This window comes from Streptomyces liliifuscus, assembly GCF_016598615.1.
Classification (GTDB): domain Bacteria; phylum Actinomycetota; class Actinomycetes; order Streptomycetales; family Streptomycetaceae; genus Streptomyces; species Streptomyces liliifuscus.
The window spans coordinates 4288748-4315014 of sequence record NZ_CP066831.1; the positions used below are offsets into that span (position 1 = coordinate 4288748).

Consider the following 26267-nt stretch of genomic DNA (forward strand, 5'->3'; position numbering starts at 1 on the left):
CACCGAGGTGCTGCCCTCTCGTACGGCCGGACGCGCCCATCGCCTCAAACCCAGGAGGAGGTCAAGCCACGAAAAGCCGTGAGATGGCTCAACAAATCACAGGATCCGAAAGCACGGACCGACAGCCTTGCCTCAGCGGATCTGGCCGACCTCAGCCGACAGCGAGCAGGATCGCCAGCAGCACGGCACCGGCCACCGCCGGCGCCACGATCTCGTACGCCCAGCGCACCGACACCTCGCCCTGCGCCCGCGGATCCTTGCCCCGGGCGTCCAGGAGCTCGCGCAGCTCCTCCATGATCTGGTCGCCCGCGGCCCGCACGGGGCCGGTGGCCACGGCCGCGGCATGGTGCTGCTGACCGCCCCGGGCGGCCGCCGCGGCACCGCGGGCCTCCCCGCGCGCCTCCCGCCGGGCCGCCCGCTTGCGGCCCCGCAGCGAGACGGGCACGGCCCACACCTGGTACTTGGCGCCGACCTTGTCGAGCACCTCGTTCGAGTAGCCCGACCTGAACGCCTCGACCGTCCCCCAGGGCAGCACGATCACCCGGAAGGGGTTACGGATACGCAGCCGCTGCTCATTGGCGTACACGGCCGGACGCACGGTGAACGCGAGCACCAGCGGAACCAGGAAAAGCAGCGCGGCCAGCGATACCCACGGCGCCCGCCCCTCACCCGTGACCAGCGCATCGATCCCGAGCCACCCCGCGATCGCGAGCAACAGCACCCCGCCCGCGATACCGGAGGGCGACCGATAGACCCGATCCTTGAACTGAGGATCCGGCGTCTCCGGCACGGTCGGCTGCTGGTCGGGCGTCGTCATACCCTCGATTCTGCCCGACGCCGCCCGAAGCCGATTTCCAGCCCCTCCGACACTGAAGCATCCAGCCCTCCGGCACTTGGCTTTTCAGCCCCTCCGGCGTTTGAGGAGCGGGGGTTCGGGGGCGGAGCCCCTGAGGAAGGGGCGGGAATGGGTAGGGGCGGCGGGGTCGATATTCCAGACACCCACCCCCACCCTCCCCGCCCCTCCCCCAAACCCGGGGCTGTACAGCCGCTACGCGCGTAGATATGCTCGTCTGGTGACCATGCCCACCACTGCACCCGCAGCACACGCACTCACAGACGTGACCACGTCCGACCGCACACTGCGCCGCTTCCTCCACGGACTCCCCGGCGTGGACGCGGTCGGCCTGGAGGCCCGCGCCGCCTCCCTCGGCACCCGTTCCATCAAGACCACCGCGAAGGCGTACGCCATCGACCTCGCCATCTCGATGGTCGACCTGACGACGCTGGAAGGCGCGGACACCCCGGGCAAGGTCCGGGCGCTCGGCGCCAAGGCGGTCCGCCCCGACCCCACGGACCGCACGGCCCCGTCGACCGCCGCCGTCTGTGTCTATCCGGACATGGTGGCCACCGCGAAGGAGGCCGTGGCCGGCTCCGGCGTGAAGGTCGCCTCGGTCGCCACCGCCTTCCCGGCCGGCCGCGCCGCGCTCGACGTGAAGCTGGCGGACGTGCGGGACGCGGTCGCCGCGGGCGCCGACGAGATCGACATGGTCATCGACCGCGGAGCGTTCCTCGCGGGCAACTACGCGAAGGTGTACGAGGAGATCGTCGCCGTCAAGGAAGCCTCCGGGGCGGCCCGCCTCAAGGTCATCTTCGAGACGGGCGAGCTGTCGACGTACGACAACATCCGCCGCGCGAGCTGGCTCGGCATGCTGGCGGGGGCGGACTTCATCAAGACGTCCACCGGCAAGGTGGCGGTGAACGCGACTCCCTCGAACACCCTGCTGATGCTGGAGGCGGTCCGCGACTTCCGCGCCCAGACCGGCGTGCAGGTCGGCGTGAAGCCCGCCGGCGGCATCCGCACCAGCAAGGACGCCATCAAGTTCCTGGTCGTGGTCAACGAGACCGCGGGCGAGGACTGGCTGGACAACCACTGGTTCCGCTTCGGCGCGTCCTCGCTCCTGAACGATCTGCTGATGCAGCGGCAGAAGCTGGCCACCGGCCGCTACTCCGGCCCCGACTACGTGACGGTGGACTGATCACCATGACCACGGAAAACACCGAGAAGCGGTCGTCCGCGTTCGCGTACGCACCGGCGCCCGAGTCCCGCTCGGTCGTCGACATCGCGCCCTCGTACGGCCTGTTCATCGACGGCGAGTTCGTGGAGGCGGCGGACGGCAGGGTCTTCAAGACCGTCTCCCCCTCCACCGAAGAGGTCCTCTCCGAGATCGCCCAGGCGGGCGAGGCGGACGTCGACCGCGCGGTGAAGGCCGCCCGCAAGGCCTTCGGGAAGTGGTCCGCGCTCCCCGGCTCCGAGCGCGCCAAGTACCTGTTCCGCATCGCCCGGATCATCCAGGAGCGCTCCCGCGAGCTTGCCGTCCTCGAAACCCTCGACAACGGCAAGCCCATCAAGGAGACGAGGGACGCCGACCTCCCCCTGGTCGCCGCGCACTTCTTCTACTACGCGGGCTGGGCGGACAAGCTCGACCACGCGGGCTTCGGCGCGAACCCCAGGCCCCTCGGCGTCGCGGGCCAGGTCATTCCCTGGAACTTCCCGCTCCTGATGCTGGCGTGGAAGATCGCCCCGGCGCTGGCGACGGGCAACACGGTCGTGCTCAAGCCGGCCGAGACGACCCCGCTCTCCGCCCTCTTCTTCGCGGACATCTGCCGCCAGGCGGGCCTGCCGAAGGGCGTCGTCAACATCCTTCCGGGATACGGCAGCGCGGGCGCGGCCCTCGTCGAGCACCCGGACGTGAACAAGGTGGCCTTCACCGGCTCCACGGCCGTCGGCAAGGCCATCGCCCGCCAGGTGGCGGGCACCAGGAAGAAGGTCACGCTCGAACTGGGCGGCAAGGGCGCGAACATCGTCTTCGACGACGCCCCCATCGACCAGGCCGTCGAGGGCATCGTCTCCGGCATCTTCTTCAACCAGGGCCAGGTCTGCTGCGCGGGCTCCCGGCTGCTGGTCCAGGAGTCGATCCAGGACGAGCTGCTGGACTCCCTGAAGCGCCGTCTGTCGACCCTGCGCCTCGGCGACCCGCTGGACAAGAACACGGACATCGGCGCGATCAACTCCGCCGAGCAGCTCTCGCGCATCACCTCACTCGTCGAGCAGGGCGAGGCCGAGGGCGCCGAGCGCTGGTCCCCGGCCTGTGAACTCCCCTCCGCCGGCTACTGGTTCGCCCCGACGCTCTTCACGAACGTCACCCAGGCGCACACCATCGCCCGCGACGAGATCTTCGGCCCGGTCCTGTCCGTCCTCTCCTTCCGCACGCCCGACGAGGCGGTCGCCAAGGCCAACAACAGCCAGTACGGCCTCTCCGCGGGCATCTGGACGGAGAAGGGCTCCCGGATCCTGGCCGTCGCGAACAAGCTGCGCGCGGGCGTGATCTGGTCCAACACGTTCAACAAGTTCGACCCCACGTCACCGTTCGGCGGTTACAAGGAGTCGGGCTTCGGCCGCGAGGGCGGCCGCCACGGCCTGGAGGCGTACCTCGATGTCTGAGAAGCCCAAGAACACCGAGAAGCCCAAGAACACCGAAAAGGCGGAGCGACAGCGCCTGAGCGTCTTCAAGACCTACAAGCTGTACGTCGGGGGCAAGTTCCCCCGCAGCGAGAGCGGCCGGGTGTACGAGGTGACCGACACAGAGGGCAACTGGCTGGCCAACGCACCGCTCTCCTCCCGCAAGGACGCCCGTGACGCGGTCGTCGCCGCCCGCAAGGCCTTCGGCGGCTGGTCGGGCGCGACGGCGTACAACCGCGGCCAGGTCCTCTACCGCGTCGCGGAGATGCTGGAGGGCCGCAGGGACCAGTTCGTACGGGAGGTCGCGGACGCGGAGGGCCTGTCGAAGTCCAAGGCGGCCATGGTCGTCGACGCGGCGATCGACCGCTGGGTCTGGTACGCGGGCTGGACCGACAAGATCGCCCAGGTCGTGGGTGGCGGCAACCCGGTCGCGGGCCCGTACTTCAACCTCTCCACCCCCGAGCCGACGGGTGTGGTGGTCGTCCTCGCCCCCCAGGAGTCGTCGTTCCTCGGGCTGGTCTCGGTGATCGCCCCGGTGATCGCGACGGGCAACACGGTGATCGTGATCGCGAGCGAGAAGTCCCCGCTCCCGGCGCTGTCGCTGGGCGAGGTGCTGGCCACCTCCGACGTTCCGGGCGGGGTCGTCAACGTCCTCTCCGGAAAGACGGCAGAGATCGCGGCCCCGCTGGCCGCGCACCAGGACGTCAACGCGATCGACCTCGCGGGCGCGGACGACGTGCTCGCGAAGGAACTGGAGGTCGCGGCCGCGGACAACCTCAAGCGGGTCGTCCGTCCACAGGCTGTGGATTACCCGGACTACTTCGCGAATCCGGGCATCGAGCGCCTCACCGCCTTCCTCGAAACGAAGACGGTCTGGCACCCGACGGGCGCACTGGGCGCCTCCGGCTCGTCGTACTGACGGCCACCGCGTTCGTCGTACCGACGGCCGCCGAAGACGGAGAGCCGCGCTTCCCCACCGTCCGGGGGAGGCGCGGCTCTCTCTTGGCCCTTCGCGCGACTCGCGGCCGCACTACGGGCAGTTGTACGGCTCAGCGCAGCAGGCCCGTCGCCGGTCCCAGGACCGGAACGGCGCCCAGCGACTGGGCCTGGGCGACCGGGGCCGTCAGCATGGTCGTGGCCAGCGGCGGGAAGTCGGCGACCTGGGTGGCGAGTCCGTTGTCGAGGGGGTCGACGCCCGTGCCGGCCAGCGGGTTGGGCTTCAGACCCGCGACCGGACCGGTCACGTAACCGACGGTCCCGGTCAGCGCCTGGACACCCGCCTGCGGGTTGACGTTGCCCAGCGAGGTGGGCCGGGTGCGGACGACGTCGACGACGGGCTCGGTGTCCGCGGCCGCCGAGGTCGCTCCCACGCCCACCGCGATGCCCGCGGTCGTGAGGGCCAGCAACGCGCGCCGGGCGGTCGGGTTCTGGGAGGCGGGGAATCGTGCCATGGCTGCTGCCACCTTCTGCTGCGCAAAGTAATCAGGTCGACACGAAGGGTAGTTGAGGTGTGATGCCCGCTCCAAAGGCGACCCGCGGGGTCGGCCGGGGGCGCTCGATGCGTCAGACTGGTGTCTCGTGAGTTCACATCTCCCGAATTCCGCGACAACCGCCCGCGTCGTGCTGCTGTGCGGCCCCTCGGGCTCCGGCAAGTCCCTGGTGGCGGCCCGCTCCGGCCTTCCGGTACTGCGGCTCGACGACTTCTACAAAGAGGGCGACGACCCGACGCTGCCGCAGGTGGCGGGGAGTTCGGACATCGACTGGGACCACCCGCTGTCCTGGGACGCGGACGCCGCCGTCGCGGCGATAGCCGAGCTGTGCCGGAACGGGCGTACGGGCGTTCCGATGTACGACATCTCCCTCAGCGCACGTACGGGCGAGGAGAGTGTCGACATCGAGGGGTCGCCCGCCTTCATCGCGGAGGGCATCTTCGCCGCGGAGATCGTGGAGCGGTGCCGTGAGGCGGGAGTGCTCGCCGACGCGCTGTGCCTGAACCGGGGGGCGGTGGCCACCTTCCGGCGGCGGTTCCTGCGGGATCTGCGGGAGGGGCGCAAGTCCGTGCCGTTCCTGCTGCGTCGCGGCTGGCGGCTGATGCGGTCCGAGCGGTCGATCGTGGCCCGGCAGACCGCGCTCGGCGCGTACCCCTGCGACAAGGACGAGGCCCTGGACCGGCTGGCCGCCGCGACCGCCGGGCACCGCGCGGCACCACGCCGGACGACGGCGTAGCGGCACCCGCCCCGGCGGCGCGGCTCACCGTCAGCCCGCGGGACAGCCCGCGGTCGCGCCGCTCCAGCAGTGCGAGGACGGCGTGTTCTCGAACGAACTGGAGAAGTTCGTGTTGGAGCCGGCCGGCAGGCCCCACGAGTCGCCCGTCCAGTTGGTGCCCGAGTAGAACCACAGGTTGCTGTCGGGGTCACGGTTCTTGGCCGAGCTCACCGAGTTGTCGGTGGCGGTCGAGGTGCCGTAGTAGGTCATCCCGCTGTAGGTCTTCTTGCTGTTCAGCGTGTCGTAGACGCCACCCGCGTAGTCCAGGTTGCGGTAGAGGCACGCCTCGTCCACGTTGCAGCTGCCGTCGTAACTGGCCGCCTGCGCGGGCGTGATCGCGGCGAAGACCGCCGCGACGGACATCGCCGACGCCGCCAGAAGACCTCGTGCTCTTGTCATTTCCTGCCCTTCGTTGCGGAGCGATTGCGCAGATGACCTTGGCACAAGGGCCGACACGCCAAACGATCACTTCGAACAATGGCCGAAATGCCGATGATCATGACCAGAACACATATGTTCGAACCGCCCTGCGCCTTCAGCCACTTGACCGGTTCGCATCACGAATGATCATCTGAAACATGCGTAACAGGACGAGCCCGGTGACCGGAGCCCGCGCGATGATCCCCCTGGCGGCCGCCACCGCACTCCTCGCCACCGGCTGCGGCGGCAGCGGCGACACCGCCCGGGACGAGCGGAACTACAAGGACACCGAACCGGTCGTCGCCACCTCGTTCGCCAACGCGCCCAAGGCCTATCCGCTGGACGCCTACCGCCCGACCACCGCGGAGACCTCGACGGTCGACCACGCGGTCCGCGTCCTGGCCGGTCCCTGTCTGAAGAAGTTCGGCGTGAGCTGGCCCGCGTACGAGGCGTCCGGGGCCGGCATTCCGCTCAACGCCCGCAAGTACGGGCCCACGGATCTGGATTCGGTCCGCGTGTACGGCTACAAACCGCCGCTGCCCGACGGCGTCACCCGGCAGGAGGCCGTGGCGGCGCAGCGGGAAGCACAGGCGCGGGACAGGACGATCACTCCCGCCGCGGCCGCCGTCTACACCGGAACGACCCAGGAGGCGCGGAAGAAGGGCGGCACCTCCACGGAGGTCCCGGCCGGCGTCCCCGAGGGCGGCTGCCACGGACAGGCGCGGCGTGCGGCGCTGGCCGACCGGGCCGCCGACGATCTGACGAAGGTCCAGACGCTGTTCTTCGAGGCGTCCGCCACCACGAAGAAGGACCCCGGGAGTATCGCCCTCGACAAGCGGTGGAGCGCCTGTATGCAGAAGGCCGGACTGACGTATCCGGACCCGCTCGCGGCGGCCGACGACGAGACCTGGCGCACCACGAGGACCAGCCCGAACGGCCCGCACCCGAGCTTCCCCGCACCCTCCGCCAAGGAGATCGCCACGGCGGAGGCCGACGTCCGCTGCAAGGCCGCGACCGGCTATGTCGCGAAGCGGCACGCCATCGAGTCCGGCCACCAGAAGCAGCTCATCGAGAAGAACGAGGCGATGCTCACCGCGGTGAACGACCGCAAGCGGCGCATGATCGAGCGCGCGGAGACCGTCGTGGCGAAGGACAAGAAGTAGGACAGGAAGCAGAAGGACCACAAGCAGCGGAGTAGCGGAGAAGCACGGAAGAGCCCGAGGCACGGAAAGGGCGCGAAAAAGGGGCGAAAACGAAAGGAGGCCCAGTCAGACCCCCCGGTCTGCCTGGACCCACTCTCGTTTTCCCCCGTGGTCCCCCGTGACCCCGTTGGTTCCCCCCGGTACTGCTCCCCCGTGCTGTCCGCCGCCTCCCCCCGGAGTGACGAACACCCTGCCCGCTACCTCCCCCCGGAGTGACGGGCATCCCCCCACATCCCTCAGGCGACAAGCTCCCCGAAGGACTCTTCCTCGTCACGGCCGAAGCTGAGGACCTGGTCCTCGCGCAGCCGGCGGAGCGACCGCCAGATGCTGGACTTCACCGTGCCGACACTGATGTCGAGGATCTCCGCGATCTCCGGGTCCGTGCGGCCCTCGTAGTAACGGAGGACCAGCATCGTGCGCTGGAGTTCGGGCAGCCGGGCGAGCGCCTGCCACAGGACGGCGCGCAGCTCGGTGCCGCGCATCGCGTCCGTGTCGCCGGCCGTCTCCGGCAGCTCCTCGGTCGGGTACTCGTTCAGCTTGCGGCGGCGCCACGCGCTGATGTGCAGATTGGTCATCGTGCGGCGGAGGTAGCCCCCGACCGCGGCCTTGTCGCTGATCCGGTCCCAGGCCCGGTAGGTCGAGAACAGTGCGCTCTGCAGCAGGTCCTCGGCCTCGAAGCGGTCACCGGTCAGGTGGTAGGCGGTTGCGTACAGGGAGGCGCGGCGCTCCTGGACGTAGGCGGTGAACTCCGCCTCCGACACCGAGCGACGCTCCCCCGTGACCTCCCCGTACGCTGCCCCCGTTCCCCCGTGGGCAACCCCCGTGTTGCTTCCCCCCGTGTGTGCGTCAACCACCGTCATGTACCCGGTGTGCTGACGCCCGGTGCCGCGAGCGCACCCCCGCCCGCTCACGGCACCGGACTTCTCCGTGCTCCTCGTGACGTCGTGGAGCCGCGTGACAACTGCGCCAGTGCTTGTGCTGTGCAGCGTGTTCATCTCGCGCCCCCCGTCGTGGAGTTCCGGTGATTCGGTACTTCGCTGTGGTGCTTCCTTGCCTGTGACCAAAAGCTTGCCGGGGCCACTTCATGACGGTGTCCGCCGACTGTCACAGACCTGTCACAGGGGCTCGGCCCAGCCGGCCCACAGACCGATCACAGAGAAGCGTCGTACGGCTACTCATCCGACACACGGCCACCCACTCGTACGCGGGACATGTGTGGGAGCGCTCCAACAGTCGATACACGCCCATGTCATGGGACAGAATGACGTCCGTGCCTTCCCTGTTGCTGATCGAGGACGACGACGCCATCCGGACGGCCCTGGAGCTCTCTCTGACGCGCCAGGGACACCGGGTGGCCACCGCTGCCACCGGCGAGGACGGACTGAAGCTGTTGCGCGAGCAACGGCCCGATCTGATCGTCCTCGATGTGATGCTGCCGGGCATCGACGGATTCGAGGTGTGCCGCCGCATCCGGCGTACGGACCAGCTGCCGATCATTCTGCTGACCGCGCGCAGCGACGACATCGACGTCGTGGTCGGGCTGGAGTCCGGCGCCGACGACTATGTGGTGAAACCCGTGCAGGGGCGTGTGCTCGACGCCCGTATCCGGGCCGTGCTGCGCCGCGGCGAGCGCGAGGCGAACGACGCGGCGACCTTCGGTTCGCTGGTCATCGACCGTGCGGCGATGACCGTGACGAAGAACGGCGAGGATCTGCAGCTGACGCCGACCGAGCTGCGGCTGCTCCTCGAACTGAGCCGGCGGCCCGGGCAGGCGCTGTCCCGCCAGCAGTTGCTGCGGCTGGTGTGGGAGCACGACTACCTCGGCGACTCACGGCTCGTCGACGCGTGTGTGCAGCGGCTGCGCGCGAAGGTGGAGGACGTGCCGTCCTCCCCCACCCTGATCCGTACCGTTCGGGGAGTCGGCTACCGGCTGGACAGTCCTCAGTGACAAAACCGCAGGACAAGCTCCGCGGCTGGGCCGCGGCGCGCAAGACGATACTGGCGGGTCTGCGCTTCACCAGCCTGCGGCTGCGTCTGGTCGTGGTGTTCGGGCTCGTCGCGCTCACCGCCGCCGTGTCGGCGTCCGGGATCGCGTACTGGCTCAACCGCGAGGCGGTGCTCACGCGTACGCAGGACGCGGTGCTCGGCGACTTCCAGCAGGCGATGCAGACCCGCGCGAGCACGCTGCGGCCGCATCCCACTCAGGAGGAACTGCAGCGCGCCGCCGGGCAGATGGCGAACAGCAGCCAGCGGTTCAGCGTGCTGCTGATCGCCGAGGACGAGAGCGGCAAGCCGGTCCGCGGGAACTCCGACCTGGACACCTTCACGCTGGAGGACGTACCGAAGTCCCTCCAGAAGGCGGTGAACAAGGAGCAGGAGATCTCCTCGAACAACAAGTACACGTACCACCTGTACTGGCAGCGGACAGTCCAGGGCGACAAGCCGTATCTCGTGGGCGGCGCGAAGGTGATCGGCGGCGGGCCGACCGGATACATGCTCAAGTCGCTGGAGCCGGAGGCCAAGGACCTCAACTCCCTCGCCTGGTCGCTGGGGATCGCGACCGGGCTCGCGCTGATCGGCTCGGCGCTGCTCGCGCAGGCCGCCGCGACGACCGTACTGAAGCCGGTGCACCGGCTGGGCACCGCGGCCCGGCGGCTCGGGGAGGGCAAGCTGGACACCCGGCTGCGGGTGTCCGGCACGGACGAACTCGCGGATCTGTCACGGACGTTCAACCGCACGGCGGAGTCGCTGGAGAAGCGGGTCGAGGACATGAGCGCCCGCGAGCAGGCGTCCCGGCGGTTCGTGGCGGACATGTCGCACGAGCTGCGGACGCCGCTGACCGCGATCACCGCCGTGACCGAGGTGCTGGAGGAGGAGCTCGACGCGGAGACCGGCAGCGTCGACCCGATGATCGAGCCCGCGGTCCGGCTCGTCGTCAGCGAGACCCGGCGGCTGAACAACCTGGTGGAGAACCTCATGGAGGTCACCCGCTTCGACGCGGGCACGGCCCGGCTCGTCCTCGACAACGTCGACATCGTCGACCAGATCACCGCGTGCATCGACGCGCGGGCCTGGCTGGACGCGGTGGACCTGGACGCCGAGCGCGGCCTCATGGCGCGGGTCGACCCGCGCCGGCTGGACGTGATCATGGCGAACCTGATCGGCAACGCCCTCAAGCACGGCGGCTCCCCGGTGCGCGTGAGCGTGCGTGACGAGGGCAACGACCTGGTCATCGAGGTCCAGGACCACGGCCCCGGCATCCCCGAGGACGTCCTGCCGCACGTCTTCGACCGCTTCTACAAGGCGAGCGCCTCCCGGCCGCGTTCGGAGGGCAGCGGCCTCGGTCTGTCCATCGCCCTGGAGAACGCCCACATCCACGGCGGTGAGATCACCGCCGCGAACTCGCCCAAGGGCGGCGCGGTCTTCACCCTGCGCCTGCCGCGCGACGCCTCGGAGGTGGAGGACCCCGAGAACCCCGACAACTCCGGGGGCCCTGGTGCGGCCGTCGCCGACGACCGCACCGAGGGGGGCGCGTGATGTCCGAACGCCACACATGGGGCGTACGCCGGACGCGTGCGGCCCGTCTCGCGCTCGCCGTGCCGTTGCTCGCCGTGACGCTCGCCGGGTGCGGGATCCGGGCGACGGAGGTGCCGACCGACTTCGGTCCCGCGCCCTCCCGGGTGCCGTGCACGCTCAACGAGCCCGACATCGGTACGCAGTCCTCGCGCGGGATCCTCGTCCAGGTCTTCCTGCTCTGCTCCTCGCAACTGGCGCCGGTGGACCGGACCGTGCGCATCGGGGCCGGACCCGCGGCGACGGACCGCGTACGGGCCGCACAGGCGCTTCTGGACGAGCTCTCCGAGTCCCCGTCGGACGCCGAGAAGCAGGCGAACTACACGACGAGCGTGCCGCAGGGCCTCACGGTGAGCGGCCCGGGCCGCGGTGAACCGGACGACACACTGCGCCTGAGCACACCGCCCGCGGACCTGACGCCGTACGCGCTGGCCCAGATCATCTGCACGTTCAGCGACTCGGCGGCCGCCTCCGACGGCGACTCGGTGACGCTCGGCGGGCCCGGCACGGAGGCCCCGCGCCGCTACGAGTGCACGGAGTCGGTGCGCTCCCGCCCCGGTACGGAGACCCCGCCGCAGTCGGAGGCCGAGGGGGCCTGAGCCCCCTCGGCCGGACCCCGTCTGTGGCGCACGCCTCACCCGTGCGGGCCAAGCGCCGCCGTCACACGGAACCGATCCTGCCGGTGGCCGCGTCTTGGGGATCGTGCAGCGTCAAGGCTCGAACGGCAGCAGCGCCGTGATCCGCTTTCGTGCGGCGGGGGGTGTCCTCCTCGTCGCACATCTCGCGCTTGTTGCCTGGTTCACGCTGCGGCCCCTGGACGTGCCGTGGGTGAGCGCCGCGAATCTGCGTCCGTTCGCGAGCATCCGGGCCGATCTGGCGCTGGGCCCCGAGGCGGCCGCCCGCAACATCGGCAAGGGCCTGCTGCTGCTCGCCCCGCTCGGAGTGCTGCTGCCGCTGGCGGGCGGCAGGCTCGTCGTCTCCCCGCTGCTGTCCCTGATGCGTACGGTCGCCGCCGGCGCCCTGCTCTCGCTGGGCATCGAGCTCCTGCAGACCGGGGTGCCGGGGCAGGTCGTGGACGTCGACTCGCTGCTGCTGAACACCGTGGGCGTGGCGCTGGCCCATGTCGCCGTGGTGCCCGCCGCCCGGTCCCTGCTGCGCCGCCGGGCCGAGAGCCGGCGCCGGGTCGCCGCCCTACGCCGCAAGCAGGCGGCCGAGGAGGCGACTCAGGGTCGGACCCCGACGATTCCCAGGGTCGGGATCGCCCCCTAGAGCGACGCTTTGCACCCTTCGTCTCCGTAGCGTTGACGACAGATGAGGCAGCCACACGGGAAGCCTCGGACCGACGCTCACGAAGGAGCCGTTCATGAACCGCCTTGCCCGCCCCACCAACGGCCGGATGATCGGCGGAGTGTGCGCAGCGCTGGCTCGGCGCTTCGGCACCTCCGCGACCACGATGCGGGTGATCTTCCTGGTGTCCTGCCTGCTGCCGGGCCCGCAGTTCCTGCTCTACATAGCGCTGTGGTTCCTCTTCCCCTCCGAGGGCAAGGCGGCGCGCACGGCCTGGTGACGCACCGGCACGAACAGCACGAACACGAACGCCGATGGGGCGCACCCGGACCGGGTGCGCCCCATCGGCGCGAGAAGGGTGGTGCTCGGGTGCCGGACTCAGCCCAGCGGAATCCCGTTCACCGGCAGGCCGTGCGTGGGCAGGCCCTGGACCGGCAGGCCCCCGAGCAGACCGGCGACCGGCGCGGCCGGACCCTCGGCGAGGAGGTTCGCGACGGCCGGCTGGGCGGCGGCGAGGCCACTGCCGAGCGCGTTCTCACCCTGGGCGAGCGACTCGCCCGCGCCGGGCAGGGTCTTGGTGACCCCGTCCACCGGCAGCGCGCTGGTGGCGGTGGAGAGCGCCGAGGTGGCGTCCGGGACCGCCGGGGCCGCGTTGGCAGCGCCCGCGCCGGCGGCGGCGAAGGCGGCACCGAGAGCGGCGACACCGAGGGTCTTGGCAGCAGACTGCTTCATCTTCGTCCTTGCATGCTGTGACGGGGATTTGAGCGGTCCGAAACGGTAATCACGTGCGAGCTCGCCTCGCAAACATCGAAAAGCGGCCGAGTCGTCATCACCCGGCCGCTTCCCGTCCTTCTTCTTCAGCCCTCTTCGCGCACAGAACCGCTGGTGGAAGCGGTTTGCTGGAACAGCCATTCGGACTTCAGCTCGGCATAACCGGGCTTGATGACGTCATTGATCATGGCCAGTCGTTCATCGAAAGGAATGAATGCTGATTTCATCGCATTGACTGTGAACCACTGCATGTCGTCGAGCGAATAGCCGAAGGCGTCGACAAGGTGCTCGAATTCCCGGGTCATGCTGGTGCCGGACATCAGACGGTTGTCGGTGTTCACCGTCGCCCGGAAGTGCAGCCGCCGCAGCAGCCCGATGGGGTGTTCGGCGTACGAGTCGGCGGCGCCCGTCTGGAGGTTGGAACTGGGGCACAGCTCCAGGGGGATCCGCTTGTCGCGTACGTACGAGGCGAGGCGGCCGAGCTTCACCGAGCCGTCCTCGTGGACCTGGATGTCGTCGATGATGCGCACGCCGTGGCCGAGCCGGTCGGCGCCGCACCACTGGAGGGCCTGCCAGATGGACGGGAGTCCGAAGGCCTCGCCCGCGTGGATCGTGAAGTGGTTGTTCTCCCGCTTCAGATACTCGAAGGCGTCCAGGTGACGGGTGGGCGGGAAGCCGGCCTCGGCGCCCGCGATGTCGAAGCCGACGACGCCCAGATCGCGGTAGCGGTTGGCGAGTTCGGCGATCTCCAGGGCACGGGCCGCGTGCCGCATGGCGGTCAGCAGGGCGCCGACGCGGATCCGGTGACCGTTCTCGCGGGCCCGCTGCTCGCCTTCCCTGAAGCCCTCGTTGACCGCCTCGACGACCTCTTCGAGGGTGAGCCCGGCTTCCAGGTGCTGCTCGGGCGCGTACCGCACCTCGGCGTACACGACGCCGTCCTCGGCGAGGTCCTCGGCGCACTCTGCGGCCACGCGGACGAGCGCCTCGCGGGTCTGCATGACGGCACAGGTGTGCGCGAAGGTCTCCAAGTACCGCTCGAGGGAACCGGAGTCGGCGGCCTCGCGGAACCAGATGCCGAGCTTGTCGGGGTCCGTCTCGGGGAGGTTCTTGTAGCCCGTGTCGCGGGCCAGGTCGACGATCGTCCCGGGGCGCAGGCCCCCGTCGAGGTGATCGTGCAGCAGGACCTTCGGCGCCCGGCGGATCTGCTCCGAGCTCGGGGTGTTCTTGATCTGGCTCGTCATCTCCGCACTCTACCGCCTACGCGCGTAGATCTCCTGTTGTGCGGAACCGTCGATACGTAACGGTGACCGTGCGGACGGATGGCGTACACCATCGCTTCTGACACTGTTCTGTCATGGCACAGCAAGCGACGCCGGTTCGCACGGCCCGGCTCGGGCGGGCACTCGGAACGGAACCGACGGCGGTGAGCGGCGTGGTGCTGCTGCTGCCGGGCGGCGAGGAGACCTCGGCCCGCAGACCCTCACCGATGATGGCGACCGCGTCCGTACGGGGGTTGGGGCGCCGGCTCACCCGCGCGGGGCGGGACGACGGCCTGGTCGTGCACGTGGTGCACTACCGGTTTCGGGGCTGGAACGGCACCCAGGCGGATCAGGCCCGGGACGCCGCGTGGGCCGCGGACGAGGTCGTACGGCGGTACGGAGACGTTCCCGTGTGTCTCGCGGGCATGGACATGGGCGGGCGGGCCGCTCTGCACTCGGGCGGGCACACCGCCGTCAACTCCGTGCTGGCGTTGTCCCCTTGGCTGCCCGAGGAGGATGTCGCCGCGCCGCCCGAACCGGTGAAGCAGCTCGTGGGGCGGCGGGTGTTGATCGTGCACGGCACGAACGACGAGCGGACCGATCCCGAGTTGTCGTTCCGGCTGGCGTCCCGGGCGAAGAAGGCGAACCGGGATGTGTGTCGGTTCGAGGTGCATTCCGATGGGCATGCGTTGCACGCGTTTCGGGATGAGGTCTATGCGTTGGCGGAGGATTTTGTGATGGGGGCGTTGTTCGGGCGGGCTTTTGCCCGGCCCGTGGAGGACGCGCTTGCGGCTCCGCCGCCTTTGGGGTTGCGGATGCCGCTTGCCTCCGGCTTTGGGCGGTCCCTTCGCCGTTAGTTGCCCGGGTTGTGGTGGCGTGCGGGTCGGTGGGGGCTGGTCGCGCAGTTCCCCGCGCCCCTAAAAGAATGGCGTGCCCTCGTGGGGCTCAGTCGAGAAGAGATCTCAGTCGGGGAGCAAGGTGCCCCTCTTTGACAGGAGAAACTTCTTGAAGGCTGCCACTGGAGGCGTGTCGGGGTGGCCGTCCAGCCAAGCGACGCCGATTTCTCTTGCCGCTCTTGGAGCCGTGACCGTCAGTTCCACAACTCCTGGGCGGGGGACGGCCGGTGGGGGGAGGAGGGCCACGCCCAGTCCTGCGGCCACCAGGCCTCGCAGGGTTTCCGCCTCCTCGCCCTCGAAGGCCACCCTCGGGCGGAAGCCCGCCTGTTGGCAGAGGTCGTCGGTGATGCGGCGGAGGCCGTAGCCGGGTTCCAGGGTGACGAAGGTTTCGTCGGCGGCCTCCGCGAGGCGGATACGGCGGCGGGAGGCGAGGCGGTGGTCCGCGGGGACGACCAGACGGAGTTTCTGTTCGTCGAGGCGGCGGGCGACGAGGTCGGGGGCGTCCGGGACCGGGGACGTGAGGCAGAGGTCCAGTTCGCCGGAGCGCAGCCGTTCGATCATGGCCTCGCCGTAGTTCTGGACGAGGCTGAAGCGGACGCGGGGATGGTCGACGCGGAAGGCGCGGATCAGGCCGGGGACCGTCTCGGAGCCCATGGTGTGCAGGAAGCCGAAGGCGACCTTGCCGGTGGCCGGGTCGGCGTCGGCGCGTACCTCGTCGGCGGCCCGCTCGATCTCGGCGAGGGCCCGCTCGACGGAGGACAGGAACGTGCGGCCCGCCGGGGTCAGGGAGACCGTGCGGCCCCTGCGGGCGAACAGGTCCACGCCCAGGTCCTGTTCGAGGCGGACCATCGCGCGGGACAGGGTCGACTGCGGGACCTGCATCTCCTGCGCGGCCCGCGTGACGTGCTCGGTGCGGGCGACCCCGGCGAAGTACGCGAGGCGAGGGGCGAGGATCGCGACGATGTCTTCTGTGTCACTGGACGGTGACAGGTGAGGCTCTGACCTCTGCTGATGCATCACGGGAACGATTATGACGATTCCATGCATTGGACGGATGAGCGGGACGGTTTTAGGTTCGAAACATGCCTTCCGCAAGTACCGGGGCGTCCACCACCGTGGGCGCCCCCGCAGCCACCGCCGTTCGCACCGAAACCGCTCCCGCCCGAGCCGCTTCCACCGAAGCCGCTCCCGTCGATTCCCGTATGGCCCCGGGCGGACCCGGCTATCGCCGGATGAGCCTCGCGCTCTTCCTCGCGGGTGTCGCGACCTTCGCGCTTCTCTACTCCACCCAGGCCCTGCTGCCGCTGATCTCCGGCGACTTCGGGGTCACGGCGAGCACGGCGAGCTGGACGGTGTCGGCGGCGACCGGTGCGCTGGCGCTGTTCGTCCTGCCGCTGAGCGCCCTCTCGGAGCGGTTCGGCCGGCGTACGTTGATGACGGTGTCCCTGGCGATCGCGGTGAGCGTCGGACTGCTGGTGCCCTTCGCCCCGTCGGTCGGCTGGCTGGTCGCGCTGCGGGCCGTGCAGGGTGCGGCGCTGGCCGGGCTGCCGGTCTCGGCGATGGCCTATCTCGCGGAGGAAGTGCGGCCGAAGGCGCTGATCACCGCGATCGGTCTGTTCGTCGCGGGCAACAGCGTCGGCGGGATGAGCGGCCGGGTCATCACCGGCTGGGTCGCGCAGGAGTGGGGCTGGCGGGTCGCCGTCGGGGTCATCGGGCTGATCGCGGTCGGCTGCGCGGTGGCCTTCCGGCTGCTGCTCCCGGCGCCGAAGCACTTCAAGGCCGGTTCGCTGCGGCCCGCGGTGCTGGTCCGTACGGTCCGCGGTCACCTCGCGAACCCGCTGCTGTGCAGGCTGTACGCGATCGGCGCGCTGTTCATGACGGTGTTCGGCGCCGTCTACACGGTGATCGGCTACCGCCTCACGGAGGCCCCGTTCTCGCTGCCGCAGGGCATCATCGGCTCGATCTTCCTCGTCTACCTGGTCGGCACGGTCTCGGCGTCGACCGCCGGGAAGCTGGTGGGACGGCTCGGCCGGCGCGGCGCGCTGTATCTGGCGGGCGGTACGACGACCGCGGGGCTGTTGGTCTCGCTGGCCGACTCCCTGCCGCTGATCCTGCTCGGCCTGGTCCTGATCACCGCGGGCTTCTTCGCGGGGCACGCGGTCGCGTCCTCCTCGGTCAGCCACACCGCCAAGGAGGGCCGCGCGCAGGCCTCCGCCCTCTACCAGTCCGCCTACTACCTGGGCTCCAGCGCGGGCGGCACGCTCGGCGCGGTCGCCTTCCACTCCGGCGGCTGGGCCGGGACGGTGGCGCTCGGTCTGCTGGCGGTCCTCGGGGTCGTGACGATCACGGTGGTCGGGTCGCACGCGGCCCGGACCCAGCGGCGACTGGTGGCCGTGCGCCACTGAGGCACGGCGGGTCGACTTTCGAACGTACGGGTGCAGGTCAGGACATTAACTGTCCTGACCTGCACCTTTTGCATCTCGGGGGGCCATTGTCAGTGGGCTGCGGTAGCTTCCGAAGTGCCGGCATCGCAAAGAGGCGGTGAAGGTGACGACGAACATGCCACAGGGGTGGGTTGGCCATGAGCGACGGAACGGCGACGGTGGAGGACCTCGACGTCCGGCTTGAGAAGCACCGGGTCGAGCTGACGGGGTACTGCTACCGCATGCTCGGCTCGTCCTTCGAGGCGGAGGACGCGGTCCAGGACACGCTCGTGCGCGCCTGGAGAAGCTACGACAAGTTCGAGGGCCGCTCCTCGATGCGCTCGTGGCTGTACCGGATCGCGACGAACGTGTGCCTGGACATGCTGTCGGCGGGGAACAAGCGGGCCCGCCCGATGGATCTGACGGACTCGACACCGCTCACACAGGCGGCGCTGAATCCGCGCCCCGACCACACCTGGCTGGAGCCGATGCCGGACGCGCGTGTGCTGCCCGTGGTCGAGGACCCCGCCGAGGCCGCCGTCGCCAAGGAGTCGGTGCGCCTCGCCTTCATGGCCGCCCTGCAGCAACTGCCGCCCAAGCAGCGGGCCGTGCTCATCCTGCGCGAGGTGCTGGCCTGGAAGGCGAGCGAGGTCGCCGAGCTGCTCGGCACGACGGTCGCCTCGGTCAACAGCGCGCTCCAGCGGGCCCGTGCGACGCTCGCCGAGAGCGACGGCGCCGCGGCCCGGGCCGCCACGTCCGACCCGCTCGACGAGGAGCAGCAGAAGCTCCTGGACCGCTATGTGGCGGCCTTCGAGGGGTACGACATGACGGCCCTCACGGCTCTCCTGCACGAGGACGCCGTGATGACGATGCCGCCGTTCGACCTGTGGCTGAGCGGCCCCGAGGACATCACGGGCTTCATGACGACCCTCGGCGCGCCCTGTGCGAACTCGCATCTGGTGCCGGTCGCGGTGAACGGCCTGCCGGGCTTCGCCCAGTACAAGCCGAACCCGGAGACGGGCGGCTACACGGCGTGGGCCGTGCAGGTCCTGGAGACCTCAGAGGGCCGGATCACCGGGTTCCACTGCTTCCTCGACACGCAGCGGTGGTTCCCGCTGTTCGGGCTGCCCCTCGACCTCGAAGGGGATGCCGACAAGACCGAGTAGCGCGCGCAGGGCGGGGTCCGGGTCGCGCAGTCTGATCCGCCCCCCGGCGCGACGGGCGGCGAGCTGCATCCTGGCGAGCGCGTCGACGGTGGTCAGACCTGGTGGTCCGAGACCGGCGACATCGCAGACCAGGACGCCGGCTCTGCTGCTTTCGAGCCGTGCGCGCACGTCCTCGCAGAGCCTCGGCACCTCGTCTCGGGTGACGGGGCCGGGCAGTACGAGTACAGCAGGTGTCATGGCGTCCACGTGCGGTAGACCGGTGGGCGGCGCGGAACTCATCGCTGCGTGCTCACCGAGCACGAAGTTCAGGTGGCGCAAGGTCACATTGACCTGGGCATGGCCTACCCAAGAGGGTTCGGTGTATGCCCCATGAATCGGCGCCCGTCCGCCTGCCCGCACTCCGCCCCGACCGAATACGCGACCGCCTCCGCGCCGCCGCTCCCGGCCACCCCCGGGAGCGCCGCGAGCTCCAGGAGGTGCCGTGCAGGGGGTGCTGAACGGCTTCGCGGTGATCGCCGTCGTCATCGGCGTCGGCTATCTGATCGGGCGCCGCGGCTATCTCGGGGACAACGGCCGCGAGGTGCTGACCAAGCTCGCGTTCCATGTGGCCACCCCCGCGCTCCTGTTCACCACGCTCGCGCAGGCCGACCTGTCGGTGATCCTGTCCAACCGGCTGCTGGTGACGGCGATCAGTACGTTCGCGGTGGCCGGGGTGTTCGTCGCGGTCGGTGCCGTACGCCGCTGGGGCGTGGGCCGTACGACGATCGGCGCCCTGTGCTCCAGTTACGTCAACGCGGGCAATCTCGGCATCCCGATCGCGGTGTACGTGCTGGGCGACGCCTCACTCGTGGCCCCCGTCCTCCTCTTCCAGCAGATCGTGATGACCCCGGTGGCCCTGACGGTCCTCGACCTCTCCGGCCCGGGTGAGAAGACCTCCCTGTGGCGGCGGATCACCACTCCCGTCCGCAACCCCGTCGGCATCGGCTCCCTGTCCGGCGTCGCCGTCTCCGCGTCCGGCCTGACGGTCCCGGGCCCGGTCCTCGACCCGCTGACCCTGATCGGGAACATGTCGGTCCCGGCCGTCCTCCTGGCCTTCGGCATCTCCCTGTGCGGCAGCACGATGCCGGGCCGCGGCCCCGACCGGACCCCCGTCCTGCTCTCCGTCGCCCTGAAGTCGGTGGGCCAGCCCCTGACGGCCTGGGCCCTGGCCGCGGGCGTCTTCGGCCTGCGCGGCGCCCCACTCCTGGACGTGGTGGTCACCTCGGCCCTCCCCGCCGCCCAGAACCTCTTCACGTACGCGTCCCGCTACCGCGTCGGCGAGGTCCTGGCCCGGGAGTCGATCCTGCTGTCGACGATGCTGGCGGTACCGGTGTTGGTGGTGGTCGCGGCGACCCTCGGCTGAGGCCGGGCCCGGTCCGCCTCCGGGCAGACGAACACGAAGGGGACCGGCGACGGACGCCGGTCCCCTTCACGCGCGAGTCGAGCCGAGCCTGAACGGATCAGGTCGGTCAGGTCAGGCGATACGTTCCAGCACCACCGGCGCCGCCGTGAAGTCCGTGCCCGGCGCCGCCACGTCGTACGAGCCCTCGACGGCCTCAAGGGCGTACTCGAAGCGCTCGGGCGTGTCCGTGTGGAGGGTCAGCAGGGGCTGGCCCTCGGTCACCGTGTCGCCCGGCTTGGCGTGCATCTCGACGCCTGCGGCGGCCTGGACCGGGTCCTCCTTGCGGGCGCGGCCCGCGCCGAGGCGCCAGGCCGCGATGCCGATGTCGTAGGCGTCGAGGCGGGTCAGTACGCCCGAGGAGGGGGCCTTGACCACGTGCTGCTCACGGGAGGTGGGCAGCGGGGCGTCCGGGTCGCCGCCCTGTGCCGCGATCATGCGGCGCCAGGCGTCCATCGCCGAGCCGTCGGCCAGTGCCTTCGCGGGGTCGGCGTCCTTCACGCCCGCCGCGTCGAGCATCTCGCGGGCCAGGGCGAGGGTCAGTTCGACGACGTCCGCGGGGCCGCCGCCGGCCAGCACCTCGACCGACTCGCGGACCTCCAGGGCGTTGCCCGCCGTCAGGCCCAGCGGGGTCGACATGTCGGTGAGGAGCGCGACCGTCTTCACTCCGTGGTCCGTGCCCAGCCCGACCATCGTGGAGGCCAGTTCGCGCGCGTCCTCGATCGTCTTCATGAAGGCGCCCGTGCCCACCTTCACGTCCAGGACGAGCGAGCCCGTGCCCTCCGCGATCTTCTTCGACATGATGGAAGAGGCGATCAGCGGGATCGCCTCGACCGTGCCCGTCACGTCCCGCAGCGCGTACAGCTTCTTGTCCGCCGGGGCCAGACCGTCGCCCGCCGCGCAGATGACCGCGCCGACCTCGTCGAGTACGGAGAGCATCTCCTCGTTCGAGAGCAGGGCGCGCCAGCCCGGGATCGACTCCAGCTTGTCGAGGGTGCCGCCGGTGTGGCCGAGGCCCCGGCCCGACAGCTGCGGGACCGCCGCGCCGCAGGCCGCGACCAGCGGGGCCAGCGGGAGGGTGATCTTGTCGCCGACGCCGCCGGTGGAGTGCTTGTCGGCGGTCGGGCGGGACAGGGACGAGAAGTCCATGCGCTCGCCGGAGGCGATCATCGCGGCCGTCCAGCGGGCGATCTCGCCGCGGTTCATGCCGTTGAGCAGGATCGCCATGTTCAGGGCGGCCATCTGGTAGTCGGCGACCTCGCCGCGTGTGTACGCGTCGATGACCCAGTCGATCTGCTCGTCGCTCAGCTCGCCGCGGTCGCGCTTGGTGCGGATGACGGAGATGGCATCCATCGACAACAAAGCCATGGCCTTTCCTTCCGAAGTGCAGCGGCCCCTCCCGGTGCCCTGGAGGCACGCGACGCGGAGGGGCCGACCGTGAACTACTTGCGCAGATGCCCCGGCCCGAAGGCCTGCGGAAGCATCTCCGAGAGGGGCAGGATCCCGGCCGGCGTCTCCAGGATCAGATCGGGGCCGCCGAACTCGTACAGCAGCTGGCGGCAGCGGCCGCAGGGGACCAGGATCTCGCCGCGGCCGTCCACGCAGGTGAAGTGCGTGAGCCGGCCGCCCCCGGTGTTGTGGAGCTGCGAGACCAGTCCGCACTCGGCGCACAGCCCGAGCCCGTACGAGGCGTTCTCGACGTTGCAGCCGGAGATCACCCGGCCGTCGTCGACGAGGGCCGCGACACCGACCGGGAAGCCCGAGTACGGGGCGTACGCACGGGACATGGCCTCGCGGGCCACCTCCCGCAGGGCCTCCCAGTCGACCTCGGCGGCGGACGTCACTTGCCCTGCCCCCGCCGGTACGGCATGCCGTCCGCCTTCGGCATCCGCAGCCGTTGTGCGGACAGCGAGAGGACGAGCAGCGTGATGACGTACGGCGTGGCGGAGACGACCTGGTTGGGCACCTCGTCGGTGAGCGAGTACCAGGTGAACACCAGCACGCCGACGGCCAGGGTGATCACGCCGGGCACGTACTTCTTCCTGACCAGCAGCCAGACCGCGCCGATGGCCAGCAGGATGGCGCCGAGCAGCAGCAGCGCGTGGACGTTCTCGGCGCCGCCGCGCAGGTTGAGGCTGTCGGTGTAGCCGAACAGGCCCGCGCCGAGGGCGAGTCCGCCCGGCATCCAGTTGCCGAAGATCATCGCCGCGAGACCGATGTAGCCGCGGCCGCTGGTCTGGCCCTCCAGGTAGAAGGGGTTGGCGACGATGGAGAGGAAGACACCGCCGAGGCCCGCAAGACCGCCGGAGATGATCACGGCCAGGTACTTGTACTTGTAGACGTTGACGCCGAGCGACTCGGCCGCGACCGGGTTCTCGCCGCAGGACCGCAGGCGCAGGCCGAAGGCGGTGCGCCACAGGATCCACCAGGTGGCCGGGATCAGCGCGACGGCGATCAGGGTCAGCCAGGAGACGTTGGTGACCAGACCGCCGAGCAGACCCGCGACGTCCGAGATGAAGAACCAGCCCTTGTCGTTGAGGTCGACGAGCGCGTCGGACAGTCCCGGCACCGTGAAGTTGCCGATCGACTCGACCGGCGGGGACTGCTTGGCCGAGCCGCCCTGCACGCCCTCGAAGGCCAGCGGGGCGAGATAGCGGGTGGCGCCGAGGGCCAGGATGTTGATGGCCACACCGGAGACGATGTGGTTGACGTTGAAGGTGACCGTGACGATCGCGTGCAGCAGACCGCCGATGCAGCCGCCGATGATGCCCACGAGGATGCCGTTCCAGGGGCCCCACTGGTAGCCGGCCCAGGCACCGAACCAGGTGCCCAGGATCATCATGCCTTCGAGGCCGATGTTGACGACGCCCGCGCGCTCGGCCCACAGACCGCCGAGACCGGCCAGGCCGATCGGGACGGCCAGTTCGAGCGCGGTCGACATCTGGCTGACGTTGGTGATGCCGTCGGCGCCGGTGATGATGCGGACGATCGAGGTCAGCGCGAGGCCGCCCGCGATGACCAGCAGGAGGACGGGGAGCGTGAGCCGGCGGCCCTTGGGCGCCGTGGGCTGCAGCGAGGGCTGGTTGAGGTCGGTCACGGTGGTCATCGTCCGGCCACCTCCTTCTGGATCGAGTTGTCGGAGGTGGCGCCGAGGACGTGCCCCGCCGCGAGTTCGGCGCCGACGCGGCGCTGCTGGCGGCGCAGACCCCACTCGCGCACGGCCTCGTACGAGACGACGACCGCGATCACGATCAGGCCCTGCATGATGACCGCGATCTCCTTGTCGTACCCGTGGAAGTCGAGCTCGGGCGAGGCCTTGTCCAGCCAGGCCCACAGGAGGGCCGCGAAGGCGATGCCCGTCGGGTTGTTGCGGCCGAGCAGGGCGATGCCGATACCGAGGAAGCCGATGCCGGTCGGGAAGTTCAGGCTGTACGTGTGCGAGTCGCCGAGCAGGATCGGCAGGCCCGCGAGACCGGCCAGACCGCCGGAGATCAGCATGGCGGTGAGCACCATGCGCTTGGGGTTCACACCGCTGGCCGCGGCGGCGGTCTCCGAGGCACCGGAGGCGCGCAGGTCGAAGCCGAAGCGGGTGCGGTTGAGGACGACCCAGTAGCCGATGCCGAGCAGCGCCGCGAGGACGACGAGGCCGTAGATCTCGCCGGCGTCGCCCATGTCGAAGCCGGGGATCCAGCCGGACTCGTGCATCTCGCCGGTGGTGTTGTTGTTGCCGACCTTGACGCCGAAGACGCTGGGCAGCCAGAAGTAGGCGATGAGGGAGGTCGCGATCGCGTTCAGCATGATCGTCGCGACGACCTCGCTGACCCCTCGGGTGACCTTGAGGACACCGGCGATGCCGGACCAGAAGGCGCCGGTGAGCACGGCGGTGAGGAGCAGCAGCGGAACCTGCAGGACCGCCGGCAGGCTGGCGTGGGCGCCGACCACCGCGGCCATCATTGCGGCGAGCTGGTACTGGCCGTCCACGCCGATGTTGAACAGGTTCATCCGGAAGCCGATGGCCACCGCGAGTGCCGCGATGTAGTACAGCGAGGCCTGGTTGATGATCAGGACCTGGATGTCGGAGAACGTGGCCTGCTCGAACATGATCGAGTACGGCTCGATCGGGTTCTTCCCCGAGGCGATCAGCACGACCGAGGTCAGCGCCACGGCCACGACGAGCGCGATGACCGGCCCGGCCACCGCGAGGAGCAGTCGCTCCTTGTCGAACTTCTTCATCAGCGGGCCTCGTCTTCCGGGGCGTCTGCCGGGCCGTCCGCCGGCGTCTCGGCATGCTCTTCGAGCTCTGCCTGCTCTTCTTCCAGCTGTTCCACGAGCTCTTCGTTCTCCAGGTGTCCGGAGGCGGCGCCGGTCATGGCCGAGCCGAGCTCCTCCGGGGTGATGGTCGCCGGATCGGCGTCCGCGACCAGCTTGCCGTTGTAGATCACCCGGAGGGTGTCGGACAGACCGATCAGCTCGTCCAGGTCGGCGGAGATCAGCAGGACGGCGAGGCCTTCGCGGCGGGCCTCGCGGATGTGGTCCCAGATCGCGGCCTGCGCGCCGACGTCCACACCCCGGGTGGGGTGGGCGGCGATCAGGAAGCGCGGCTTGTGGGTCATCTCTCGGCCGACGATCAGCTTCTGCTGGTTGCCGCCCGACAGCGAGGCGGCGGTGACGTCGATGCCGGGCGTGCGGACGTCGTACGCCTCGACGATGCGGCGCGTGTCGTCCTGGGCGCCCTTGATGTCGAGCCAGACGCCCTTCGCGTTGGGCTTCTCGGTGACGTGGCCGAGGATGCGGTTCTCCCAGAGCGGAGCTTCCAGGAGCAGGCCGTGGCGGTGGCGGTCCTCGGGGATGTAGCCGATGCCCTGTTCACGGCGCCTGCGGGTGGCCCAGGAGGTGATCTCCTCGGCGGCCAGCGTGATGGTGCCCGAGTCGGCGCCCTTGAGGCCGATGAGGGCCTCGATCAGCTCGGTCTGGCCGTTGCCCTCGACACCGGCGATGCCGAGGATCTCGCCCTCGTGGATGGTGAAGCTGATGTCGTCGAGGAGGGCCTTGCCGCCGGGGGCTACCAGGCGCAGGTCCGCGACGGTGAGCACCGGCCGGTCGGTGACCGTGGACTCGGCGGTCTCCGGGGTGGGCAGTTCGCTGCCGACCATCAGCTCGGCGAGCTGGCGCGGGGTGGTCTCGGACGGGACGGCCGTGCCGACCGTCGTGCCCCGGCGGATCACCGTGATGTCGTCGGCGACCGACAGGACCTCGCCCAGCTTGTGCGAGATGAAGATGACCGACAGGCCCTCGGACTTGAGCTCGCGCAGGTTGGCGAAGAGCGCGTCGACCTCCTGCGGCACGAGGACCGCGGTGGGCTCGTCGAGGATGAGGATCCGGGCGCCGCGGTAGAGGACCTTGAGGATCTCCACGCGCTGGCGGTCGGCGACACCGAGCTCCTCGACGAGGGCGTCGGGGCGCGCGCCGAGGCCGTAGCGCTCGGAGAGCTCCACGATCCGGCGACGGGCCCTGGCGCCGATGCCGTACGACTTCTCGCTGCCCAGGACGACGTTCTCCAGGACGGTGAGGTTGTCGGCGAGCATGAAGTGCTGGTGGACCATGCCGATGCCGCGGGCGATGGCGTCGGCGGGCGACGAGAAGGTGACCTGGTCCCCTTCGACGGCGATCGTCCCCTCGTCCGGCTTCTGCATGCCGTAGAGGATCTTCATCAGCGTCGACTTGCCGGCGCCGTTCTCGCCGACGAGCGCGTGGACCGTGCCCTTGCGGACGCTGAGGTGGATGTCGTGGTTGGCCACGACGCCCGGGAACCGCTTGGTGATCCCGGCGAGTTCGACTGCGGTCACCGATCCGTTGACCGCGCCGGCCGGAGGACTGCTGGACGCGTTGATGGCGCACTCTCCTGAAGGGAAAGGGGGTCGTCTACGCGCGTAGCGCCCCTACGGCAACATGAGGGGCCGACGCGCCGCGAGAACGGGGTACGGGGAGCCAGGCTCCCCGTACCCCGTTGAGCGGACGTAACCCCGCGGTTACGAGCGACTCCGGGG

At 70.2% G+C, this 26267-nt stretch carries 27 protein-coding genes; 14 read left to right on the plus strand and 13 right to left on the minus strand.

Annotation, left to right across the window (positions count from 1 at the left end; translation table 11 throughout):
- Window positions 1-151: 151 nt before the first annotated feature.
- Window positions 152-817, minus strand: coding sequence for a PH domain-containing protein (locus JEQ17_RS18075; protein WP_200396212.1), 666 nt, complete (start codon window positions 815-817; stop codon window positions 152-154).
- Between the two features lie 262 nt (window positions 818-1079).
- Here JEQ17_RS18075 and deoC point away from each other — a divergent pair, with 262 nt between their 5' ends.
- The 3 genes from deoC to JEQ17_RS18090 are packed head-to-tail and all read left to right on the plus strand — an operon-like array spanning window position 1080 to window position 4439.
- Entirely contained in the window at window positions 1080-2036 is a 957-nt protein-coding gene (gene deoC / locus JEQ17_RS18080) for a deoxyribose-phosphate aldolase (protein ID WP_200401557.1), read from the plus strand.
- 5 nt (window positions 2037-2041) lie between these two features.
- Complete coding sequence (locus JEQ17_RS18085) at window positions 2042-3502, plus strand: aldehyde dehydrogenase family protein (protein ID WP_200396213.1); 1461 nt, start codon at window positions 2042-2044, stop codon at window positions 3500-3502.
- The gene (locus JEQ17_RS18090; RefSeq protein ID WP_200396214.1) at window positions 3495-4439 is read left to right on the plus strand and encodes an aldehyde dehydrogenase family protein; all 945 of its coding nucleotides are present in this window, start codon (window positions 3495-3497) and stop codon (window positions 4437-4439) included. Before JEQ17_RS18085 ends, JEQ17_RS18090 begins: the two co-directional genes overlap by 8 nt.
- A 130-nt stretch (window positions 4440-4569) precedes the next feature.
- Here the strand turns inward: JEQ17_RS18090 and JEQ17_RS18095 are convergent, their stop codons facing one another.
- Entirely contained in the window at window positions 4570-4971 is a 402-nt protein-coding gene (locus tag JEQ17_RS18095; protein WP_200396215.1) for a hypothetical protein, read from the minus strand.
- Between the two features lie 127 nt (window positions 4972-5098).
- On the opposite strand from JEQ17_RS18095, the gene JEQ17_RS18100 reads away from it, so the two are divergent.
- Entirely contained in the window at window positions 5099-5746 is a 648-nt protein-coding gene (locus JEQ17_RS18100) for a uridine kinase (RefSeq protein ID WP_407700060.1), read from the plus strand.
- Between the two features lie 30 nt (window positions 5747-5776).
- Here the strand turns inward: JEQ17_RS18100 and JEQ17_RS18105 are convergent, their stop codons facing one another.
- Window positions 5777-6184, minus strand: a complete 408-nt coding sequence (locus JEQ17_RS18105) for a peptidase inhibitor family I36 protein (RefSeq protein ID WP_200396217.1) — start codon at window positions 6182-6184, stop codon at window positions 5777-5779.
- Between the two features lie 179 nt (window positions 6185-6363).
- Between JEQ17_RS18105 and JEQ17_RS18110 the strand changes: the two genes are divergently transcribed.
- Complete coding sequence (locus JEQ17_RS18110) at window positions 6364-7368, plus strand: hypothetical protein (protein WP_200396218.1); 1005 nt, start codon at window positions 6364-6366, stop codon at window positions 7366-7368.
- Between the two features lie 275 nt (window positions 7369-7643).
- Here the strand turns inward: JEQ17_RS18110 and JEQ17_RS18115 are convergent, their stop codons facing one another.
- Window positions 7644-8402 (minus strand): SigE family RNA polymerase sigma factor, encoded by a 759-nt coding sequence (locus JEQ17_RS18115; RefSeq protein WP_200396219.1) that lies wholly within the window; start codon window positions 8400-8402, stop codon window positions 7644-7646.
- Window positions 8403-8677: 275 nt separating this feature from the next.
- On the opposite strand from JEQ17_RS18115, the gene afsQ1 reads away from it, so the two are divergent.
- From afsQ1 to JEQ17_RS18140, 5 genes are all read left to right on the plus strand, one after another.
- On the plus strand, window positions 8678-9355 hold the full coding sequence (gene afsQ1, locus JEQ17_RS18120; RefSeq protein ID WP_055611283.1) for a two-component system response regulator AfsQ1: 678 nt from the start codon (window positions 8678-8680) through the stop codon (window positions 9353-9355).
- Window positions 9352-10944 (plus strand): sensor histidine kinase, encoded by a 1593-nt coding sequence (locus tag JEQ17_RS18125; protein WP_234048250.1) that lies wholly within the window; start codon window positions 9352-9354, stop codon window positions 10942-10944. Before afsQ1 ends, JEQ17_RS18125 begins: the two co-directional genes overlap by 4 nt.
- Window positions 10944-11579, plus strand: coding sequence for a hypothetical protein (locus JEQ17_RS18130; protein ID WP_200396221.1), 636 nt, complete (start codon window positions 10944-10946; stop codon window positions 11577-11579). Before JEQ17_RS18125 ends, JEQ17_RS18130 begins: the two co-directional genes overlap by 1 nt.
- Before the next feature lie 103 nt (window positions 11580-11682).
- Window positions 11683-12249, plus strand: a complete 567-nt coding sequence (locus JEQ17_RS18135) for a VanZ family protein (RefSeq protein WP_200396222.1) — start codon at window positions 11683-11685, stop codon at window positions 12247-12249.
- Window positions 12250-12343: 94 nt separating this feature from the next.
- Window positions 12344-12547 carry a PspC domain-containing protein gene (locus JEQ17_RS18140; protein ID WP_200396223.1) on the plus strand — a complete coding sequence of 68 codons (204 nt, stop codon included), beginning with the start codon at window positions 12344-12346 and terminating at the stop codon, window positions 12545-12547.
- A gap of 98 nt (window positions 12548-12645) precedes the next feature.
- On the opposite strand, the gene JEQ17_RS18145 is transcribed toward JEQ17_RS18140, so the two are convergent.
- Both JEQ17_RS18145 and JEQ17_RS18150 read right to left on the minus strand, forming a co-directional pair.
- A complete protein-coding gene (locus JEQ17_RS18145) occupies window positions 12646-12999 on the minus strand; it encodes an ATP-binding protein (protein WP_200396224.1) in 354 nt (117 codons plus the stop codon).
- 125 nt (window positions 13000-13124) lie between these two features.
- Complete coding sequence (locus tag JEQ17_RS18150; protein ID WP_200396225.1) at window positions 13125-14279, minus strand: adenosine deaminase; 1155 nt, start codon at window positions 14277-14279, stop codon at window positions 13125-13127.
- Between the two features lie 113 nt (window positions 14280-14392).
- Between JEQ17_RS18150 and JEQ17_RS18155 the strand changes: the two genes are divergently transcribed.
- Window positions 14393-15154 carry an alpha/beta fold hydrolase gene (locus tag JEQ17_RS18155; protein ID WP_200396226.1) on the plus strand — a complete coding sequence of 254 codons (762 nt, stop codon included), beginning with the start codon at window positions 14393-14395 and terminating at the stop codon, window positions 15152-15154.
- A gap of 105 nt (window positions 15155-15259) precedes the next feature.
- Here JEQ17_RS18155 and JEQ17_RS18160 read toward each other — a convergent pair whose 3' ends face one another.
- A complete protein-coding gene (locus JEQ17_RS18160; protein WP_200401558.1) occupies window positions 15260-16210 on the minus strand; it encodes a LysR family transcriptional regulator in 951 nt (316 codons plus the stop codon).
- Between the two features lie 65 nt (window positions 16211-16275).
- Here JEQ17_RS18160 and JEQ17_RS18165 point away from each other — a divergent pair, with 65 nt between their 5' ends.
- Together JEQ17_RS18165 and JEQ17_RS18170 are read left to right on the plus strand one after the other, a co-directional pair.
- Window positions 16276-17598, plus strand: a complete 1323-nt coding sequence (locus JEQ17_RS18165; RefSeq protein ID WP_200396227.1) for an MFS transporter — start codon at window positions 16276-16278, stop codon at window positions 17596-17598.
- A 176-nt stretch (window positions 17599-17774) separates the two neighbouring features.
- Window positions 17775-18782 carry a sigma-70 family RNA polymerase sigma factor gene (locus JEQ17_RS18170; RefSeq protein WP_200396228.1) on the plus strand — a complete coding sequence of 336 codons (1008 nt, stop codon included), beginning with the start codon at window positions 17775-17777 and terminating at the stop codon, window positions 18780-18782.
- Here JEQ17_RS18170 and JEQ17_RS18175 read toward each other — a convergent pair.
- Window positions 18675-19061, minus strand: coding sequence for an STAS domain-containing protein (locus tag JEQ17_RS18175; RefSeq protein ID WP_200401559.1), 387 nt, complete (start codon window positions 19059-19061; stop codon window positions 18675-18677). The genes JEQ17_RS18170 and JEQ17_RS18175 overlap by 108 nt on opposite strands.
- A 202-nt stretch (window positions 19062-19263) precedes the next feature.
- On the opposite strand from JEQ17_RS18175, the gene JEQ17_RS18180 reads away from it, so the two are divergent.
- The gene (locus JEQ17_RS18180) at window positions 19264-20184 is read left to right on the plus strand and encodes an AEC family transporter (RefSeq protein ID WP_200396229.1); all 921 of its coding nucleotides are present in this window, start codon (window positions 19264-19266) and stop codon (window positions 20182-20184) included.
- 111 nt (window positions 20185-20295) lie between these two features.
- On the opposite strand, the gene JEQ17_RS18185 is transcribed toward JEQ17_RS18180, so the two are convergent.
- From JEQ17_RS18185 to JEQ17_RS18205, 5 genes are all read right to left on the minus strand, one after another.
- Window positions 20296-21579 (minus strand): thymidine phosphorylase, encoded by a 1284-nt coding sequence (locus tag JEQ17_RS18185; RefSeq protein WP_200401560.1) that lies wholly within the window; start codon window positions 21577-21579, stop codon window positions 20296-20298.
- 83 nt (window positions 21580-21662) lie between these two features.
- Window positions 21663-22064 (minus strand): cytidine deaminase, encoded by a 402-nt coding sequence (locus JEQ17_RS18190; RefSeq protein WP_200396230.1) that lies wholly within the window; start codon window positions 22062-22064, stop codon window positions 21663-21665.
- The gene (locus JEQ17_RS18195) at window positions 22061-23326 is read right to left on the minus strand and encodes an ABC transporter permease (protein ID WP_200396231.1); all 1266 of its coding nucleotides are present in this window, start codon (window positions 23324-23326) and stop codon (window positions 22061-22063) included. The genes JEQ17_RS18190 and JEQ17_RS18195 overlap by 4 nt, the downstream gene beginning before the upstream one ends.
- A complete protein-coding gene (locus tag JEQ17_RS18200) occupies window positions 23323-24453 on the minus strand; it encodes an ABC transporter permease (RefSeq protein WP_200396232.1) in 1131 nt (376 codons plus the stop codon). Before JEQ17_RS18200 ends, JEQ17_RS18195 begins: the two co-directional genes overlap by 4 nt.
- Entirely contained in the window at window positions 24453-26066 is a 1614-nt protein-coding gene (locus tag JEQ17_RS18205) for an ABC transporter ATP-binding protein (RefSeq protein WP_200396233.1), read from the minus strand. The genes JEQ17_RS18200 and JEQ17_RS18205 overlap by 1 nt, the downstream gene beginning before the upstream one ends.
- Window positions 26067-26267 lie beyond the last annotated feature (201 nt).

Coding starts and splice junctions, on each gene's coding strand:
- JEQ17_RS18175 (WP_200401559.1), bottom strand. CDS start 19,061: ATGAGTTCCGCGCCGCCCACCGGTCTACCGCACGTGGACGCCATGACA.
- JEQ17_RS18150 (WP_200396225.1), bottom strand. CDS start 14,279: ATGACGAGCCAGATCAAGAACACCCCGAGCTCGGAGCAGATCCGCCGG.
- JEQ17_RS18140 (WP_200396223.1), top strand. CDS start 12,344: ATGAACCGCCTTGCCCGCCCCACCAACGGCCGGATGATCGGCGGAGTG.
- JEQ17_RS18105 (WP_200396217.1), bottom strand. CDS start 6,184: ATGACAAGAGCACGAGGTCTTCTGGCGGCGTCGGCGATGTCCGTCGCG.
- JEQ17_RS18130 (WP_200396221.1), top strand. CDS start 10,944: ATGTCCGAACGCCACACATGGGGCGTACGCCGGACGCGTGCGGCCCGT.
- JEQ17_RS18145 (WP_200396224.1), bottom strand. CDS start 12,999: ATGAAGCAGTCTGCTGCCAAGACCCTCGGTGTCGCCGCTCTCGGTGCC.
- JEQ17_RS18095 (WP_200396215.1), bottom strand. CDS start 4,971: ATGGCACGATTCCCCGCCTCCCAGAACCCGACCGCCCGGCGCGCGTTG.
- JEQ17_RS18165 (WP_200396227.1), top strand. CDS start 16,276: ATGCCTTCCGCAAGTACCGGGGCGTCCACCACCGTGGGCGCCCCCGCA.
- JEQ17_RS18170 (WP_200396228.1), top strand. CDS start 17,775: ATGAGCGACGGAACGGCGACGGTGGAGGACCTCGACGTCCGGCTTGAG.
- JEQ17_RS18075 (WP_200396212.1), bottom strand. CDS start 817: ATGACGACGCCCGACCAGCAGCCGACCGTGCCGGAGACGCCGGATCCT.
- JEQ17_RS18085 (WP_200396213.1), top strand. CDS start 2,042: ATGACCACGGAAAACACCGAGAAGCGGTCGTCCGCGTTCGCGTACGCA.
- JEQ17_RS18110 (WP_200396218.1), top strand. CDS start 6,364: ATGCGTAACAGGACGAGCCCGGTGACCGGAGCCCGCGCGATGATCCCC.
- deoC (WP_200401557.1), top strand. CDS start 1,080: ATGCCCACCACTGCACCCGCAGCACACGCACTCACAGACGTGACCACG.
- JEQ17_RS18155 (WP_200396226.1), top strand. CDS start 14,393: ATGGCACAGCAAGCGACGCCGGTTCGCACGGCCCGGCTCGGGCGGGCA.
- JEQ17_RS18160 (WP_200401558.1), bottom strand. CDS start 16,210: ATGCATCAGCAGAGGTCAGAGCCTCACCTGTCACCGTCCAGTGACACA.
- JEQ17_RS18200 (WP_200396232.1), bottom strand. CDS start 24,453: ATGAAGAAGTTCGACAAGGAGCGACTGCTCCTCGCGGTGGCCGGGCCG.
- JEQ17_RS18195 (WP_200396231.1), bottom strand. CDS start 23,326: ATGACCACCGTGACCGACCTCAACCAGCCCTCGCTGCAGCCCACGGCG.
- JEQ17_RS18090 (WP_200396214.1), top strand. CDS start 3,495: ATGTCTGAGAAGCCCAAGAACACCGAGAAGCCCAAGAACACCGAAAAG.
- JEQ17_RS18115 (WP_200396219.1), bottom strand. CDS start 8,402: ATGAACACGCTGCACAGCACAAGCACTGGCGCAGTTGTCACGCGGCTC.